Here is a 17002-nt window from a genome sequence, read left to right on the forward strand (position 1 = left end):
CACCCGTCGGCCGCCCGCCGCTCGAACGTCCGGCGCACGCCGCGTGCCCCGCGGGCCGCCCGTTGCCTGCCCGTCGTCCGAAACGGGCACTTCCACGGGCCGTATGGCCAACCACCACACCACCTGATCGCCAACACACCCTCTGAACTGGCACTCTTGCCGACCGGTCCGGGCAACACCGGGCAGTTTGTTGTCCGTTATGGGCCGGTCCCTGTCAAAGTGGCGTTGGTATAACTCTTCCACGGGCAAAACCGGGCACGCCTTGCCCGGACCGGCGAAGAGACAGGTGGTGACCGTGAGAGCACAAGAACGCCAACATCGGATCCTCGCGCTCGCGCGCCACCAGGGTCAGGTCGAGGTCACCGTGATGGCCGCCGATCTCAAGGTGGCGCCGGAGACCATCCGCCGCGATCTGGGCGTACTGGAGAGCCGCGGTCTGGTCCGCAGGACGTACGGCGGCGCCTATCCCGTCGAGGGCGCGGGGTTCGAGACCGACCTCGCCCAGCGGGTGACGCTGCATGTCGCCGACAAGCGACGGATCGCGGCCGAGGCGGTCAAGCTGCTCGGCGAGGCGGAGACCGTCTTCGTGGACGAGGGCTACACCCCTCAACTGCTCGCCGCGCTGCTGCCCAGCGACCGGCCGCTGACGGTGGTCACCGCGTCGTTGACCACCGCGGCGGCCGTCGCGGACTCCGCCAACACCACTGTGCTGCTGCTCGGTGGCCGTGTCCGGGCCCGGACGCTGGCCACCGTCGGCTCCTGGGCCTGCGACATGCTCGCGGGCTTCGTCATCGACCTGGCCTTCGTCGGGTCGAACGGCATCTCCCGCGAACTCGGCCTGACCACACCGGATCCCGTGGTCGCCGACGTCAAGGCCAAGGCGCTGGAGGTCTCCCGGCGCCGGATCTTCATGGGCCACCACAGCAAATTCGGCGCGAGCAGCTTCTGCCGCTTCGCCCAGGTCGGCGACTTCGAGGCGATCGTCACCGACACCGGTCTGTCCAGCGCCGAGGCGCACCGCTACGCACTTCTGGGACCCCGCGTCTTCAGAGTCTGACCCGCGGGCCCGCCCCGCGCCGCTCCCCCCTTCCCCTCCCCCCACCTCCCCCGCGATCTCCGAGCTCCCCGCAGGCCCCGCCCCCCCCCCGCAGTCCCGGCGCTCCCCCCGCCTTCCGCACCTCCCCGGTACGCCGATCCGGGCTACCCCCTGCCCTCCCGCACCACGACTCCGCTCCACCCACCCTCATCCCCGGTCATGAAAGGGACGAATCATGACACCGAGAACGAGAAGCCTTCCCCGCCTTCTGCCTCCGCTCGCCCTCGCCGTCTGCGGCACCCTGCTCGCGGCCTGTTCCGGCGCCGGCGGCTCCGGCGGAAGCTCCGGCGGTCACTCCATCAACGTACTGATGGTCAACAACCCGCAGATGGAGGACCTTCAAAAGCTCACCGCCGCCAACTTCACCAAGTCCACCGGTATCAAGGTCAATTTCACGGTGCTGCCCGAGAACGACGTCCGGGACAAGATCACCCAGGACTTCTCCAGCCAGGCCGGCCAGTACGACGTCGCGACCATCAGCAACTACGAGACGCCGATCTACGCCAAGAACGGCTGGCTCGCCCCGCTCACCGCGCACACCAAGTCCGACACGGCCTTCGCGCAGAGCGACATCCTGCCCGCGCTCCAGCAGTCGCTGACGTACAAGAACGACATCTACGCCGAGCCCTTCTACGGCGAGTCGTCGTTCCTGATGTACCGCAAGGACGTCTTCGCGGCGAAGAACCTGACGATGCCCGCCAACCCGACCTGGGCGCAGGTCGCGGACCTCGCCGCGAAGGTCGACGGCGCGCGGTCCGGCATGAAGGGCATCTGCCTGCGCGGCCAGCCCGGCTGGGGCGAGGTCATCGCCCCGCTGACCACCGTGGTCAACACCATGGGCGGCACCTGGTTCGACAAGGACTGGAAGGCCCAGGTCAACAGCCCCGCCTTCACCAAGGCGACGCAGTTCTACGTGGACCTGGTGCGCGCCCACGGTGAGGCCGGAGCCCCGCAGGCCGGGTTCACCGAGTGCCTCAACGACCTGGAGCAGGGCAAGGTCGCCATGTGGTACGACGCGACGTCGGCGGCCGGTTCACTGGAGGCCAAGGACTCACCGGTGGCGGGCAAGCTCGGCTACGCGCCCGCTCCGGTCGACCAGACCAAGAGCTCCGGCTGGCTCTACACCTGGGCCTGGGGCCTGCAGAAGGCCAGCAAGCACCAGGACGACGCCTGGAAGTTCATCTCGTGGGCGTCGGGCAAGGGCTACGAGGAACTGGTCGGCAAGCAACTGGGCTGGTCGCGGGTCCCGGCCGGCAAGCGCACCTCCACGTACCAGAACCCGGACTACGTCGCCTCCGCCTCGGCGTTCGCCAAGGCCACCGAGACCGCGCTCGAGGCGGCCAACCCGACGAACCCGGGCATCCAGCCGCGGCCCGCGCCCGGCATCCAGTTCGTCGGCATCCCCGAGTTCACCGATCTGGGCACCCAGGTCTCGCAGCAGATCAGCTCCGCCATCGCGGGCCAGACCAGCGTGAAGAGCGCCTTGTCCGCGAGCCAGAAGCTCGCAGAGAAGGTCGCCGACAAGTATGCGGGCAACTGACCGCCACCGCCCCACCCGACGGTCCCGGCCGCCCCCGGCCCCCCGCACGACGGGGCCGGGCGGCGGGCCCGGGGCGCGAAGCGGAGAGAGACGACTGACACCATGAGCACCCCATCCCTCACCAGACGCATCCGCGCGCCGCAGACCGAGCAAGAGCCTGCGCCGCCCGCCGCGCGCCGGTCCCCCGGCGCCTGGGTCCGGCGGGCCCCGCTGCTGCCGGCCCTGGTCTTCATGATCGTGGTCACCCAACTGCCGTTCGTCGGCACCCTGGTGATCTCGTTCATGCGGTGGAACGCCCTCGACCCCGGTGACCGCGGTTTCGCCGGCCTCCAGAACTACAAGGAAGAGTTCACCGACCCGCAACTGCGCCACGCCCTGACCACCACGGTCGTGCTGACCGTCTCCGTGGTCCTGGTCAGCCTGCTGCTCGGCCTCGGCCTCGCGCTGCTGCTCGACCGGAAGTTCCTCGGCCGGGGCATCGTGCGCACCATGCTCATCACGCCGTTCCTGGTGGTACCGGTGGCGTCCGCGCTGCTGTGGAAGCACGCGCTGTACAACGCGTCGTACGGCCTGATCAACGGCTCGCTCAACTGGCTGTGGAAGCTGTTCGGCAGCGACAACGCGCCGCAGCCGGACTGGCTGTCCACCCACCCGCTGCTGGCCGTCGAGGCGTCGCTGGTGTGGCAGTGGACGCCGTTCATGATGCTGATCCTGCTCGCCGGGCTCCAGAGCCGGCCGATGGACATCGCCGAGGCGGCGCGGGTGGACGGCGCGGGCACCTGGCAGATCTTCCGCTATCTGACCTTCCCGTACCTGCGCCGCTATCTCGAACTGGCGGCCCTGCTCGGGTCGGTGTACGTGGTGCAGAACTTCGACGCCGTGTTCACCATCACCTCCGGCGGTCTCGGCACCGCAAACCTCCCCTACACCGTCTACACGACCTTCTACCAGGCGCACGACTACGGGCAGGCGTCCGCCGCGGGCGTCATCGTGGTCATCCTGTCGATCATCGTGGCCACCTTCGCGCTGCGCACCGTCTCGTCGCTGTTCCGAGAGGAGACCCGGTGATGGCTACCGTCTCCGTGACCACCGCCCGCCGCCGTACGGCGCCCGCCGCCCGCAAGGAGCGGCGCAACCGCTCACTGCTCGGCCTGCTGGCCTGGCTGTGCGGGATCGTCTTCTTCCTGCCCTTCGCGTGGATGGTGCTCACCTCCTTCCACAGCGAGCAGGACGCGGCGACCAACCCGCCGAAGCTCGGGGCGTCACTGACGCTCCACGGCTACCGGGAGTTCTTCGGCTCCGGCACCGGCGTCAGCCCGTGGCCACCGCTGGTCAACTCCCTGACAGCGGCGGCCGTTTCCACCGCCCTCGTACTGGTGCTGTCCTTCCCCGCGGCCTACGCGCTGTCGATCAAGCCGGTGCGCAAGTGGACCGACGTGATGTTCTTCTTCCTGTCGACCAAGATGCTGCCCGCCGTCGCGGGCCTGCTGCCGGTCTATCTGATCGCGAAGAACGCCGGTCTGCTGGACAACATCTGGCTCCTGATCCTGCTCTACACCTCGATGAATCTGCCGATCGCGGTGTGGATGATGCGCTCGTTCCTCGCCGAGGTCCCGGTGGAGATCCTGGAGGCCGCCTCGATCGACGGCGCGGGCCTGCCGACCATCCTGGTACGGATCATCGCCCCGGTCGTCACCCCGGGGATCGCCGCGACCGCGCTGATCTCGTTCATCTTCAGTTGGAACGAACTGCTCTTCGCGCGGGTGCTGACCGGTGTGGTGGCCGGTACCGCGCCGGTGTTCCTCACCGGATTCGTCACCAGCCAGGGCCTGTTCCTCGCCAAGGTGTGCGCCGCCGCCGTCTGTATATCCCTGCCGGTACTGGCCGCCGGATTCGCCGCCCAGGACAAGCTCGTCCAGGGCCTCTCTCTTGGAGCCGTCAAGTGAAAGCAGCCGTCATCAGCTCCCCCGGTGTCGTCGGCATCGAGACCGTCGACGACCCGGCGCCCGGCCCCCGGGACGTCGTGGTCCAGGTCGCGGCCTGCGGTCTGTGCGGCACCGATCTGCACATCCTCCAGGGCGAGTTCGCCCCGACCCTGCCGATCGTGCCGGGGCACGAGTTCGCCGGTGAGATCGTCGCCGTGGGCTCCGAGGTCCGCGAGCTGGCCGTGGGCGACCAGGTGGCGGTCGACCCGTCGCTGTACTGCCACGAGTGCCACTACTGCCGGATCGGGCGGAGCAATCTGTGCGAGCGGTGGGCCGCGATCGGCGTGACCGTCCCCGGCGGCGCCGCCGAATTCGCCGTCGCCCCGGTCGCCAACTGCGTCAAACTCCCCGAGCACATACGGACGGTGGACGCGGCGCTCATCGAACCGCTGTCCTGCGCCGTACGCGGCTACGACATCCTGCGCAGCCAACTGGCCAGCCACGTCCTGATCTACGGCTCCGGCACCATGGGCCTGATGATGCTGGAGCTGGCCAAGCGGACCGGCGCCGCGACCGTCGACGTCGTCGACATCAACGAGGAGCGGCTGACCACGGCCACGGCGCTGGGCTGCTCGCAGGTGGCGACCAACGCGGACGAGATCGCCCGCCCGCGCGGCTGGGACGTCGTGATCGACGCGACCGGCAACGCGCAGGCCATCCAGGACGCGCTGGACCGGGTCGGCAAGGGCGGCACCTTCCTCCAGTTCGGCGTGGCCGACTACGCCGCGCGCGCGACGATCGAGCCGTACCGCATCTACAACCAGGAGATCACCATCACCGGCTCGATGGCCGTCCTGCACAGCTACGAGCGGGCCGCCGAGCTGTTCGCGGGCGGGGTGCTCGACCCGGAGGTCTTCATCAGCGACCGGCTGCCGCTGGTCGACTACGCGTCGGCGCTCGAGCGGTTCAAGGCAGGCAAGGGCCGGAAGATCCAGGTGGTGCCCTGAGCCCTGCGGGCGCCGCGGCCGTGTCCGCCGGGGAAGCCGATTGTGACCCGGCCGCGGACTTCGACAGGATGGGGCCATGACCGAGATCCGCACGCCCCGCCTGGTCCTGCGCCGCTGGCGCGAGGACGACATCGCGCCGATGGCCGAGATCAACGCCGACCCGGAGGTCATGCGCTACATCGGCGACGGGCTGCCCCGCGACCTGGAGCAGACCGCGGAGTCCATCGAGCGGTGGGAGGAGGAGTGGGACGACGAGGGCTTCGGCCTCTTCGCCGTCGAACTCCTCGCCTCGGGCGAACTGGCCGGGTTCACGGGGCTGTCCGTGCCCACGTTCCTGCCCGAGGTACTGCCCGCGGTGGAGATCGGCTGGCGGCTCGGCCGCCAGTTCTGGGGGCAGGGTTACGCGTCGGAGGCCGCTCACGCCACCTTGGAGTTCGCCCTCCAGGACCGCGGCCTCGACCGCGTGATCAGCATCGCGCAGCTCGGCAACGACGCCTCCGAGAACGTGATGCGCAAGCTCGGCATGGTCCCGGACCGCACGACGACCCACCCGGTGTCCGGCCGCCCGGTGCGGGTGCACGCGATCGACCTGACCGAATACCGGGCCTGAGCCGCGGAGGACCGGGCCCGGATCGGTCGGCCAGCCCGTCGGCCAGGTCGGCCCGCCGGTCGGTCAGTCGGTCCGCCGGCCTGTCGGGGAGCGACGCTGATCACATGGACACGTCACAGGCTTTTCACTAAGGTTTGCCTTGCCTAAGGCAAACCGTGTGTTTTTCCCTGCCTGCGCACCCGTCGTCGTCTTCGCCCCTTTCCCGCCCGTGGAGTTGTTGACCCATGCCTGCCGTGCCCAGAGCCTCCGCTGTCGCCCTGCTCTCCCTGGTCGTCCTCGGCACGGCCGCCGTCACCGGCTGCGCGAAGAAGAACGACGCCTCGTCCGACGGCGCGATACGGGTGGACGCGGCCGACAGCTCCTGCAAGGTCTCGCGCACGGAGTTCCCCGCCGGTTCCGTCAGCCTGGACGTGCACAACAAGGGCTCCAAGGTCACCGAGGTCTACGTCTACGCGCCGGGCGACCGCATCGTCACCGAGCGGGAGAACATCGGCCCCGGCACCAGCGCCACCATCACCGCGCAGATCAAGGCGGGCACGTACGAGGTGGCCTGCAAGCCGGGCATGAAAGGCGACGGCATCCGGCAGAAGATCACCGTGACCGGCGCCAACGCGCCCAAGCCCGGTGACCCGCGGCTCGACGAGGCCGTCGCCTCGTACCGCAAGTACGCGCAGGAGCAGGCCGACCTGACGATCCCGCTGGTGCAGAAGTTCGCCGACGCGATCAAGGCCGGTGACGTGGCCGCGGCAAAGGCCGCCTTCGCCCCGTCGCGGGTCGGCTGGGAGCGCACCGAGCCGGTCGCCGAGAGCTTCGGTGACATCGACCCGAAGACCGACACCCGCGAGGACGGTCTGGAGGACGGCCAGAAGTGGACCGGCTGGCACCGGCTGGAGAAGGCGCTGTGGGCCGACGGCAAGCTGACCCCCGAGGACAGCACCCTCGCCGACGCGCTGGTGGCCGACCTCAAGGACTGGCAGAAGCGGGTCGGCACCGCCGACATCACACCGACCAGCATGGCCAACGGCGCCAAGGAGCTGCTGGACGAGGTCGCCACCGGCAAGGTCACCGGTGAGGAGGACCGCTACAGCCACACCGACCTGTCGGACTTCGACGCGAACGTGGCGGGCGCCCGCAAGGCGTACGAGCTGCTGAAGCCGGTCGCCGCCGAGAAGGACCCGGCGCTGTCCAAGACCCTGGACACCGAATTCGCCGACATCCAGACGCTGCTGGACAAGTACCGGCAGGGCGACGGCTTCGTCTCGTACGACAAGGTCACCGAGAAGGAGCGCAAGGCGTTCTCCGACGCGGTCAACTCGCTCGCCGAGCCGCTGTCCAAGCTCGCCGCGGCTGTCGCACCCGCCAAGTAACCCTCGGCGCCCGGCTGCCCGGGCGCCGAAACCGCAGCTCACCGAGCCGTGGCACTCCCGCACAGGGAGGGTCACGGCTGCGGTACGCACGACGCAGAACCGATAGAAGGGCCACCGTTCATGGACGAAGCAGCCGGTACCGGCGGCACCGAGTCCACCCCCGCAGACCCCGAGGGCGCCGAGCCCGCCTCGACCGCCCCACAGGGCACGACCGCGGACACGAGCACGGATACCGACACGAGCACGAACACCGACACATCCGCGGACGACCGTACCCACCGGGCGCTCAGCCGCCGCGCGGTCATGGGCTGGGCCGGTGCCGGACTCGCCCTCGGCGCGGCGGGCGGCGGCTCGGTCGCGGCGGCGGTGACCAGCGGTACGAACGGCGGCTCCGCGTCCTCCGACGGCTCCGTCCCCTTCTACGGTGAGCACCAGGCGGGCATCGCCACCCCCGTCCAGGACCGGCTGCACTTCGCGGCGTTCGACGTCCTCACCGACGACAAGGCTGAGCTGGTCGCGCTGCTCAAGGAGTGGACGAGCGCAGCCGCCGCGATGACGGCGGGACGCGAGGTCGGCACGGGCGCGGTGGACGGGCCGGCCGAGGCGCCGCCGGACGACACCGGTGAGGCGCTGGGCCTGCCCGCCTCCCGGTTGACCCTCACGGTCGGCTTCGGCCCGAGTCTGTTCGAGCAGGTCGCCGAGGACGGCACGCGCACCGACCGGTTCGGTCTGCGTGCCCGGCGCCCTGCGGCGCTGATCGACCTGCCGCACTTCCCCGGCGACAATCTCGACCCGGCCCGCAGCGGCGGCGACCTGTGCGTCCAGGCGTGCGCGGACGATCCGCAGGTCGCGGTGCACGCGATCCGCAATCTCGCCAGGATCGGCATGGGCAAGGTGTCGGTGCGCTGGTCGCAGCTCGGCTTCGGCAAGACGTCCTCGACGACGCCGGACGCGCAGACGCCGCGCAATCTGATGGGCTTCAAGGACGGCACGCACAATGTGTCGGGCACCGACACATCGACGCTGGACGGCCATGTGTGGGCGGGGCCGGGGGACGGTCCCGACTGGATGACCGGCGGCTCGTACCTGGTCGCGCGCCGGATCCGTATGCACATCGAGACCTGGGACCGCGAGGGCCTCCAGGCGCAGGAGGACGTGTTCGGCCGCACCAAGGGCGAGGGCGCGCCGTACGGCAAGCAGCGCGAGCGCGACACGCCCGACCTCGGGCTGATGCCGAAGGACGCGCATGTACGCCTGGCCCATCCGGACAGCAACGCCGGGCAGATGATCCTGCGCCGCGGCTTCTCCTTCACCGACGGCTCGGACGGTCTGGGGCGGCTGGACGCGGGTCTGTTCTTCCTCGCGTACCAGCGCGACACCCGTAAGGCGTTCGTCCCGTTGCAGCGGCGGCTCGCCGCGAGCGACGCGCTCAACGAGTACATCCAGCACGTCGGTTCCGCGCACTTCGCCTGCCCGCCCGGCGTCCGGAAATCCGGCGAATGGTGGGGGCAGTCCCTGCTCGGCTGACCCCGCCCCTCCCCCCGACCAGCGTCCCACCCGTCCCGGCCCCTGGAGTACCGCCGTGTTCGCCAACTATCTGATCGGCCTGCGAGAGGGCCTGGAAGCCAGCCTGATCGTCTGCATCCTGATCGCCTACCTGGTCAAGTCGGAGCGGCGCGAGAGCCTGCCGCCGGTCTGGACCGGCATCGGCGCCGCCGTGCTGCTGAGCTTCGGCTTCGGCGCGCTGCTCCAGTTCGGTTCGTCGGAGCTGACCTTCAAGGCCCAGGAGGCGCTGGGCGGTTCGCTGTCCATCATCGCGGTCGCGCTGGTCACCTGGATGGTGTTCTGGATGCGCCGCACCGCGCGGCATCTGAAGGCCGAGCTGCACGGCAAGCTGGACGCCGCGCTCGCGATGGGCACGACCGCGCTGGTCGTCACGGCCTTCCTGTCCGTCGGCCGCGAGGGCCTGGAGACGGCGCTGTTCGTGTGGACGGCCGTGCAGTCGAGCGACGACGGCGTCCGTCCGCTGATCGGCGCCATGCTCGGTCTGGTCACCGCCGTGATCCTGGGCTGGCTGTTCTACCGGGGCGCGGTGCGGATCAATCTGGCGAAGTTCTTCACCTGGACCGGTGCCATGCTGGTCGTGGTCGCGGCCGGTGTGCTCGCGTACGGTCTGCACGACCTCCAGGAGGCGGGCTGGATCGGCGGCCTGAACAGCCTGGCCTTCGACATCAGCTCCACGATCCCGCCGGACAGCTGGTACGGCACCCTGCTCAAGGGCGTCTTCAACTTCCAGCCGGACCCGACGGTGCTCCAGGTCTGCGCCTGGGGCGTCTACCTCGTGCCCACGCTGTACTTCTTCTTCCGCCGCTCCGGCGGTCGCCCCGCCCCGGCCGCGCGGGTCTCCCCCGAGCCGTCGCAGCCGGAGACCGCGCGCTGACCTCAGGCCCCGGCCCGCTCCGGGACCGCGTGCGGTCCCGTGGCCGGGGCCCGCGCACGGCCGACGGACGTCACCGGTGGCCGCGGATCGTGTGCGGGACGTAGGGCGCTTCGAGACGGGCGATCTCGTCGTCGGTGAGGGTCACCTCGACCGCGCCGACGGCGTCGTCCACGTGGGCGAGCTTGGTGGCGCCGACGATGGGGGCGGTCACGGCCGGTCGGCTGAGCAGCCAGGCGAGCGCGATCCGGGCCATGGGCACGCCGCGTTCGTCCGCGACGGCGCGGACGGCGTCGACCACGTCGAAGTCGGCCTCGGTGTACAGCTCGTCGGCGTAGGCGTCGCTCCCGGAGCGTACGGTCCTGCGCTCGCCGTCCCTGCCGCGTGATCCGGCGAGCAGGCCGCGGGCCAGCGGGCTCCAGGGGATGGCGCCGACGCCCTGCTCCCGGCAGAGCGGGATCATCTCCCGCTCCTCCTCGCGGTAGACGAGGTTGTAGTGGTTCTGCATCGACACGAAGCACGGCTGTCCCGCCGCCTTCGCCGTGTACTGGGCGGTGGCGAACTGGTACGCGAACATGCTGGACGCGCCGATGTAGCGGGCCTTGCCCGAGCGGACCACATCGGCGAGCGCCTCCATCGTCTCCTCGATGGGGGTCTCGTAGTCCCAACGGTGGATCTGGTAGAGGTCCACGTGGTCGGTGCCGAGCCGGCGCAGTGAGGCGTCGATGCCCGCCAGGATGTGCTTGCGGGACAGCCCTCCGTCGTTGGGGCCCGGTCCCATCGGCAGGCAGACCTTGGTGGCGAGCACGTAGTCGTCGCGGTGGGCGAAGAGCTTGCTCAGCAGCCGTCCGGTGATCTCCTCGCTGCGGCCGAGCGAGTACATGTCGGCGGTGTCGAAGAACGTCACACCGCCCTCGACGGCCCGCCGCACCAGAGGCTCGGACGCTTCCTCGTCGAGCATCCACGCCCGGTTGGCCGGGTCGCCGTAGCTCATCATCCCCAGGGCGATCCGTGACACCTTCAGGCCCGTCGTGCCCAGCCGGGTGTACTCCATGCCGTCTCCTCGCGTCGTGGTCCCCTTGTCCACGGGTACCCCGGCCGACCCGGATCAATATTGCTGTTCCGGCAACAATGTTTGCCGCCCGCACGTCAGGTGTCCGATGCTCCGTGCTCGGAGGTGGTCACCATGACCGACAAGGTGAGCGGGAACGGAAACGGGCAGGCGGCGGCGCGTACGGAGGCGGCCGGGGAGCGGCGCTTCGACGTCGTGGTGGTCGGCGGCGGGGCGGCCGGGCTGAGCGCGGCCCTGACGCTGGGCCGGGCGCGCCGCTCGGTGCTGGTGATCGACGCGGGCGAGCCGCGCAACGCGCCCGCCGACGGCATCCACAACTATCTGGGCCGCGAGGGCGCGAAGCCCGCGGAGCTGCTGGCCACCGGCCGGGAGGAGGTGGCCCGCTACGGCGGTGAGACCGCCGAGGGCCGGGCCGTCTCGGCCGCGCGGCTCGACGGCGGCGGCTTCCGCGTCGGGCTGGACGACGGCTCAGCGGTGCGCGCCGAGCGGCTGCTGCTGGCGACCGGCCTGGTGGACGGGCTGCCCGAGGTGCGGGGGCTGGCCGGGCGGTGGGGGCGCGAGGTGCTGCACTGCCCGTACTGCCACGGCTGGGAGGTGCGCGGCCAGGCGATCGGCGTGCTGGGCACCGGCCCGCTGGCGGTGCACCAGGCGCTGATGTGGCGGCAGTGGAGCCAGGACGTCACCCTCTTCGTGCACAGCGCGCCCGAGCCGGACGACGAGCAGTACGAGCGGCTGGCCGCCCGCGGGATCGCCGTGGTCGAGGGCGAGGTGGCCGCCGTGGAGGTGACCGACGACCGGCTCACCGGTATGACACTGGCCGGTGGCCGGGTGATCCCCTGCCAGGCGCTGGTGGTGTCCACCCGCCTGGACGCCAGGACGGATCTGCTGGCGGACCTCGGTCTGACCACGGTCGAGCAGGAGATCGGCGGGGTGCCGATCGGCACCCGGGTCGAGGCCGATCCGACCGGCGCCACCGCCGTGCCGGGCGTCTGGGTCGCGGGCAATGTGGCCTCACCTGTCGAGATCCTCATCGGCGGCGCCGCGGCGGGTGTCAGGGCCGCCGCGGCGATCAACGCGGATCTGACCGAGCAGGAGACGCTGGCCGCGGTGGCCGCGCGCCGCGCTTCGGCGGACGCCGCGCCGACCGCGTAGGGCGCGCGGCTCCCAGCGGTACGAGGACGGCACCGACCCGTACGGGAACGGCGCGCCGACACCACCGCGCGGACGACGGCGACACGCCCGTGCGGGCGCGCTCCACGAAGATCACAAAACTCGCGAAGGGCAAGGACAGGCCGATGACCGACAACACTCCGGCGACCGAGGAACTCCAGGGCGAGGAGTTCTGGAACGCCCGCTACTCCGGGAGCGAGCGGATCTGGAGCGGCGATCCCAATACGGTCCTGGTCCGCGAGGTGGCCGGGCTGTCACCCGGTCGGGCGCTCGACCTGGGCTCCGGCGAGGGCGGCGACGCGATCTGGCTCGCCCGGCAGGGCTGGCGGGTCACCGCCACCGACATCTCGGGGGTCGCGCTCGACCGCGCGGCGCGGCACGCCGAGGAGGCGGGCGTCGGCGACCGGATCGACTGGCAGCGGCACGACCTCGGCGTGTCCTTCCCCGAGGGCGCGTTCGACCTCGTCTCGGCCCAATTCCTGCACACCCCGGGCGAGATGCCGCGCGAGGAGATCCTGCGGACAGCGGCGGCGGCCGTCGCGCCCGGCGGCGTCCTGCTCGTCGTCGGCCACTCGGGCTTCCCCGCCTGGGAGAAGAACCCGCACCCCGAGGTGCATCTGCCCTCGCCGCAGGAGGTGCTGGCCTGCCTCGAACTGCCGGACGGCGCGTGGGAGGTGCTGCTCTGCGCGGAGCACGAGCGGATCCAGAACGACCCCGACGGGCGCCCGACCACGCGTACCGACAACGCCGTGAAGGTCCGCAGGCTCCCCGTGTCCGGCTGACCCGGCGCACGACACGCCGGGCGGCACCCGGACCCGGCACCCGGACCCGGCGCACGACACGCGCGACGCGGGCGGGGTCGCGGACCTCGCGCCTCCCGCCCGCCCGGCGTTCGGCGACACGGGGGTCTTCACCCCCTGGTCGGCATGGTGTCGGCTATCAGTGGGAACCTGTGCGGCATGACGGAGATCGGACTGCCCCATGGCGTACGAGCGTGCCTCTTCGACCTGGACGGCGTGCTGACGCCGACCGCGCTGGTGCACGCGGCCGCGTGGAAGGAGACCTTCGACGACTTCCTGCGGGACAGGGACGGCGAGGGTTTCCGCCCCTTCGACGCGAAGGCGGACTACGACGCGTACGTGGACGGACGTCCGCGCGCCGACGGCGTGCGCACCTTCCTCCAGGCCCGCGGCATCGAACTGCCCGAGGGCGAGGACGGCGACCCACCGGACCGGCAGACCGTCAACGGCCTCGGCAACCGCAAGAACGACGTCGTGCTGGAGAAGATCCGCACCGAGGGCGTACGCCCCTACCCCGGCTCGGTGCGCTATCTGGAGGCGGTACGGGCGGCGGGCCTGCGCACGGCGGTGGTGTCGTCCAGCGCCAACTGCCGTGACGTGCTGGTCTCCGCGGGCATCGAGCACCTGCTGGACGTACGGGTGGACGGTGTTGTCGCCAAGGAGCGGCATCTGCCGGGCAAGCCGCACCCGGACACCTTCCTGGCCGCGGCCGAGGAGCTGGGCTTCGACGCCGCCCGCGCGGCGGTCTTCGAGGACGCGCTGGTCGGCATGGACGCGGGCCGCTCCGGGCACTTCGGCTTCGTCGTCGGCGTGGACCGGGTCGGACAGACCGACGCGCTGCGCGAGCACGGCGCCGACACCGTCGTGAAGGACCTCGCCGACCTGATCGGAGTGACCGCGTGATCACCGACCCCGCCTATGAGGTCGCCCCCTGGAGCCTGCGCGAGTCCGAACTGAATCTGGACGTGCTGCCGCAGAGCGAGTCCGTCTTCGCCGTCTCCAACGGGCACATCGGCTGGCGCGGCAACCTCGACGAGGGCGAGCCGAACGGCCTGCCCGGCTCGTACCTCAACGGGCTGCACGAAACGCACCCGCTGCCGTACGCCGAAGCGGCCTACGGCGACCCGGAGTCCGGGCAGACCGTCATCAACGTCACCAACGGCAAGATCATCCGGCTGCTGGTGGACGACGAGCCGTTCGACCTGCGGTACGGCACGATCCGTTCGCACGAGCGTGAACTGGACCTGCGGGCCGGGGTGTTGCGCCGGGTGTGCGAGTGGGTCTCCCCCGCGGGCCGCGCGGTGCGGGTGCGTTCGACGCGCATGGTGTCCTTCACGCAGCGCGCGGTGGCCGCCGTCGCGTACGAGGTGGAGCCGCTGGACGGCAGCCTGCGGGTGGTCGTGCAGTCGGAACTGGTGGCCAACGAGGAGGTGCCGCGCAGCGAGGGCGACCCGCGGCGGGCCGCCGCGCTGGAGAACCCGCTGGTGCCGGAGGAGAACTTCGCGTCCGGCACCCGGCTCCGGCTGGTGCACTCCACGGCCCGCAGCGGACTGCGGCTGGCCGCCGCCGCCGATCACCGCGTGGACGGCCCCGAGGCGACCACGAAGGTCTCCTCGGAGTCCGACGACGACGTCAGCAGGCTCACCATCACCTCCGTACTGGAGTCCGGGCAGCGGCTGCGGCTGGAGAAATTCGTCGCGTACGGCTGGTCGGCGACCCGGTCGCTGCCCGCGCTGCGCGACCAGGCGGACGCGGCGCTGGTCGGCGCCCGCGACACCGGGTGGGACGGCCTGCTGGAGCAGCAGCGCGCCTACCTGGACGACTTCTGGGACCGGGCGGACGTGGAGGTCGACGGCGACACCGAGATCCAGCAGGCGGTGCGCTTCGGGCTCTTCCACGTGCTGCAGGCCGGTGCGCGGGCCGAGGAACGGGCGATCCCCGCCAAGGGCTTGACCGGCTCCGGCTACGACGGTCACACCTTCTGGGACGCCGAGACGGCCGTGCTGCCGGTGCTGACCTTCACCGCGCCGCGCGCGACCTCGGAGGTGCTGCGCTGGCGCCACAACACGCTGCCTGCGGCTCAGGAGCGCGCCCATCAACTGGGCCTGGCCGGTGCTGCGTTCCCGTGGCGGACGATCAACGGCGCCGAGGCGTCGGGGTACTGGCCCGCGGGCACGGCGGCCTTCCACATCAACGCCGACATCGCCGACGCGGTGGTGCGCTATGTGACGACCACCGGCGACCGGGACTTCGAGGAGAACATCGGCCTCGAACTCCTCGCGGAAACCGCCAGGTTGTGGCGGTCCCTGGGTCATCACGACCACGCGGGGGCCTTCCACATCGACGGCGTGACCGGGCCAGACGAGTACAGCGCGATCAGCGACGACAACGCGTACACCAACCTGATGGCGCAGGCGAATCTCGTCGCGGCGGCGGACGCCGCCGAGCGCCATCCGCGCCGGGCCGCCGAGTTGGGCGTCACCGACGAGGAGACCGCGGCCTGGCGGGACGCGGCGGCGGCGATGTCCCTGCCGTACAACGAGGAGCTGGGCGTCCACGAGCAGTCCAAGGGCTTCACCCGGCACCAGGTGTGGAACTTCGCCGAGACCGATCCGGCGCACTATCCGCTGCTGCTCAACTACGCCTACTTCGACCTGTACCGCAAGCAGGTGGTCAAGCAGGCCGACCTGGTGCTGGCGATGTTCCTGCGCGGAGACGCCTTCGAACACGCCCAGAAGGTACGGAACTTCGCGTACTACGAGCCGCTGACCGTCCGCGACTCCTCGCTGTCGGCGTACTGCCAGTCGATCATCGCCGCCGAGGTCGGCCATCTCCAACTGGCCTACGACTACCTCGGCGAGTCGGCGCTGATCGACCTCGGCGACCTGGAGAACAACTCGCGCGACGGCCTGCACATCGCGGCGCTCGCCGGTACGTGGACGGCGCTGGTGTCGGGGCTCGGCGGGATGCGGCTCTTCGACGGCGACCCGATCCGCTTCGCGCCCCGGCTGCCCGACGCGCTCAGCCGGATCGCCTTCCGGCTGGCCTTCCGCGGGCGCCGGCTGCACGTCGAGGTCACCAGGAGCGAGGCCACGTACACCCTCGCGGAGGGCGAGCCGATCGAGGTCCTGCACTACGAGAAGTCCTTCATGCTGACCGCGGAGCACCCGGTCAGCCGCGACCTGCCGGAGATCGAGCACCGCCCGCAGCCCTCGCAGCCCCCGGGCCGGGCGCCGCGCCGCCGCAATCAGCGGCCCGGCTAGGACCGTCCGGGGAACGCAGTGGGGTGGGGGCGGGGGGGGGGGGGGCGCCCCCCCCCCGGTTGTTTGAGACAGGGGCGGGGGGGGGGGAGCGGGGGGGCGGGACGGGGGGGGGGGCGGCAACCGAACCCCACCCCCCCCCCCGGCCGGGCCCCGCCCGCCCCAACCCGCCGGCCGGCGTGGGCCCGGCGGGGGGGGGGTGGGGGGGGGGGCGGGGGGGCGGCGGCGCCCCCCCACTCGGTTGTTCTCTCACGGGCGATGGTGCGGGAACGGGTGTGCCCGTCAGGGCTCGCGCGCTGTCAGCGAACGCGCCGTCAGCGTCGGGCGAGCAGGCGCACGCCGTCACCGGTCGGCTTGTACGGCAGACCGTAGTGCTGGAAGATCGCCTCCTCGTCCTCGACGGGCAGGACGTCGTCCGTGCCGATCGAGGGGGCCGACTTCACCAATGCCTTGTCGTACGGGACCTTCACCCATCCGGGGCCCACAATCACGTCCGTGACGGGCGTGAAGGTGAGCCGGTGCCTGGTGGGCAGGCCGATCTGGACCGTGACCATCAGCGGCTCGTCCGTGCCGGTGTCCACATACACCGCTTCGAGGGAGCCGATCTTGTGTCCCTCTGCGTCGACCACGTCGTGGTCGCGCCATTCGCGGAGATCAGCGGGCTTGATCATGACGAGTCCTCCTGGTGACGTGCTGTACCCGTTCACTTTCCTTGTGC

The 17002-nt window shown here is 71.1% G+C and carries 15 protein-coding genes; 13 read left to right on the plus strand and 2 right to left on the minus strand.

All coding sequences use genetic code 11. The features are described 5' to 3' along the window. The first annotated feature begins 295 nt into the window (after positions 1 to 295). The 9 genes from ACFY9V_RS17865 (at position 296) to efeU (ending at position 9985) form a co-directional block, all read left to right on the plus strand. On the plus strand, positions 296 to 1057 hold the full coding sequence (locus ACFY9V_RS17865; protein ID WP_188284604.1) for a DeoR/GlpR family DNA-binding transcription regulator: 762 nt from the start codon (positions 296 to 298) through the stop codon (positions 1055 to 1057). Between the two features lie 214 nt (positions 1058 to 1271). Then, entirely contained in the window at positions 1272 to 2636 is a 1365-nt protein-coding gene (locus tag ACFY9V_RS17870) for a sugar ABC transporter substrate-binding protein (RefSeq protein WP_355349214.1), read from the plus strand. A gap of 102 nt (positions 2637 to 2738) precedes the next feature. Beyond that, complete coding sequence (locus ACFY9V_RS17875) at positions 2739 to 3704, plus strand: sugar ABC transporter permease (RefSeq protein ID WP_355349217.1); 966 nt, start codon at positions 2739 to 2741, stop codon at positions 3702 to 3704. Further along, on the plus strand, positions 3704 to 4582 hold the full coding sequence (locus ACFY9V_RS17880) for an ABC transporter permease subunit (protein WP_391049820.1): 879 nt from the start codon (positions 3704 to 3706) through the stop codon (positions 4580 to 4582). Before ACFY9V_RS17875 ends, ACFY9V_RS17880 begins: the two co-directional genes overlap by 1 nt. Further along, positions 4579 to 5568, plus strand: a complete 990-nt coding sequence (locus ACFY9V_RS17885; protein WP_188284600.1) for a zinc-dependent alcohol dehydrogenase family protein — start codon at positions 4579 to 4581, stop codon at positions 5566 to 5568. Before ACFY9V_RS17880 ends, ACFY9V_RS17885 begins: the two co-directional genes overlap by 4 nt. Positions 5569 to 5644: 76 nt before the next feature. Next, entirely contained in the window at positions 5645 to 6178 is a 534-nt protein-coding gene (locus ACFY9V_RS17890) for a GNAT family N-acetyltransferase (protein WP_355349224.1), read from the plus strand. A gap of 224 nt (positions 6179 to 6402) precedes the next feature. Then, positions 6403 to 7545: an iron uptake system protein EfeO gene (efeO, locus tag ACFY9V_RS17895; RefSeq protein WP_355349227.1), complete on the plus strand. Its 1143-nt coding sequence runs from the start codon at positions 6403 to 6405 to the stop codon at positions 7543 to 7545. A gap of 120 nt (positions 7546 to 7665) precedes the next feature. Then, positions 7666 to 9072 (plus strand): iron uptake transporter deferrochelatase/peroxidase subunit, encoded by a 1407-nt coding sequence (efeB, locus tag ACFY9V_RS17900; protein ID WP_391161868.1) that lies wholly within the window; start codon positions 7666 to 7668, stop codon positions 9070 to 9072. Positions 9073 to 9127: 55 nt separating this feature from the next. Continuing rightward, on the plus strand, positions 9128 to 9985 hold the full coding sequence (efeU, locus tag ACFY9V_RS17905) for an iron uptake transporter permease EfeU (RefSeq protein WP_355349232.1): 858 nt from the start codon (positions 9128 to 9130) through the stop codon (positions 9983 to 9985). 70 nt (positions 9986 to 10055) lie between these two features. On the opposite strand, the gene ACFY9V_RS17910 is transcribed toward efeU, so the two are convergent. After that, positions 10056 to 11036, minus strand: coding sequence for an aldo/keto reductase (locus ACFY9V_RS17910; RefSeq protein ID WP_391161869.1), 981 nt, complete (start codon positions 11034 to 11036; stop codon positions 10056 to 10058). A 132-nt stretch (positions 11037 to 11168) separates the two neighbouring features. On the opposite strand from ACFY9V_RS17910, the gene ACFY9V_RS17915 reads away from it, so the two are divergent. The 4 genes from ACFY9V_RS17915 to ACFY9V_RS17930 all read left to right on the plus strand — a co-directional run bounded on the left by ACFY9V_RS17915 (position 11169) and on the right by ACFY9V_RS17930 (position 16287). Beyond that, positions 11169 to 12206 carry an FAD-dependent oxidoreductase gene (locus ACFY9V_RS17915; RefSeq protein ID WP_391161870.1) on the plus strand — a complete coding sequence of 346 codons (1038 nt, stop codon included), beginning with the start codon at positions 11169 to 11171 and terminating at the stop codon, positions 12204 to 12206. Between the two features lie 143 nt (positions 12207 to 12349). Next, entirely contained in the window at positions 12350 to 13006 is a 657-nt protein-coding gene (locus tag ACFY9V_RS17920; RefSeq protein ID WP_391161871.1) for a methyltransferase domain-containing protein, read from the plus strand. Positions 13007 to 13183: 177 nt separating this feature from the next. Continuing rightward, the gene (locus tag ACFY9V_RS17925) at positions 13184 to 13927 is read left to right on the plus strand and encodes a beta-phosphoglucomutase family hydrolase (protein ID WP_355349243.1); all 744 of its coding nucleotides are present in this window, start codon (positions 13184 to 13186) and stop codon (positions 13925 to 13927) included. After that, entirely contained in the window at positions 13924 to 16287 is a 2364-nt protein-coding gene (locus ACFY9V_RS17930; protein ID WP_391049805.1) for a glycosyl hydrolase family 65 protein, read from the plus strand. Before ACFY9V_RS17925 ends, ACFY9V_RS17930 begins: the two co-directional genes overlap by 4 nt. A 311-nt stretch (positions 16288 to 16598) precedes the next feature. On the opposite strand, the gene ACFY9V_RS17935 is transcribed toward ACFY9V_RS17930, so the two are convergent. Further along, a complete protein-coding gene (locus ACFY9V_RS17935; RefSeq protein ID WP_355340750.1) occupies positions 16599 to 16955 on the minus strand; it encodes a PRC-barrel domain-containing protein in 357 nt (118 codons plus the stop codon). Between the last annotated feature and the right edge of the window lie 47 nt (positions 16956 to 17002).

Source organism: Streptomyces sp. NPDC008317 (assembly GCF_042955955.1).
GTDB lineage: Bacteria > Actinomycetota > Actinomycetes > Streptomycetales > Streptomycetaceae > Actinacidiphila.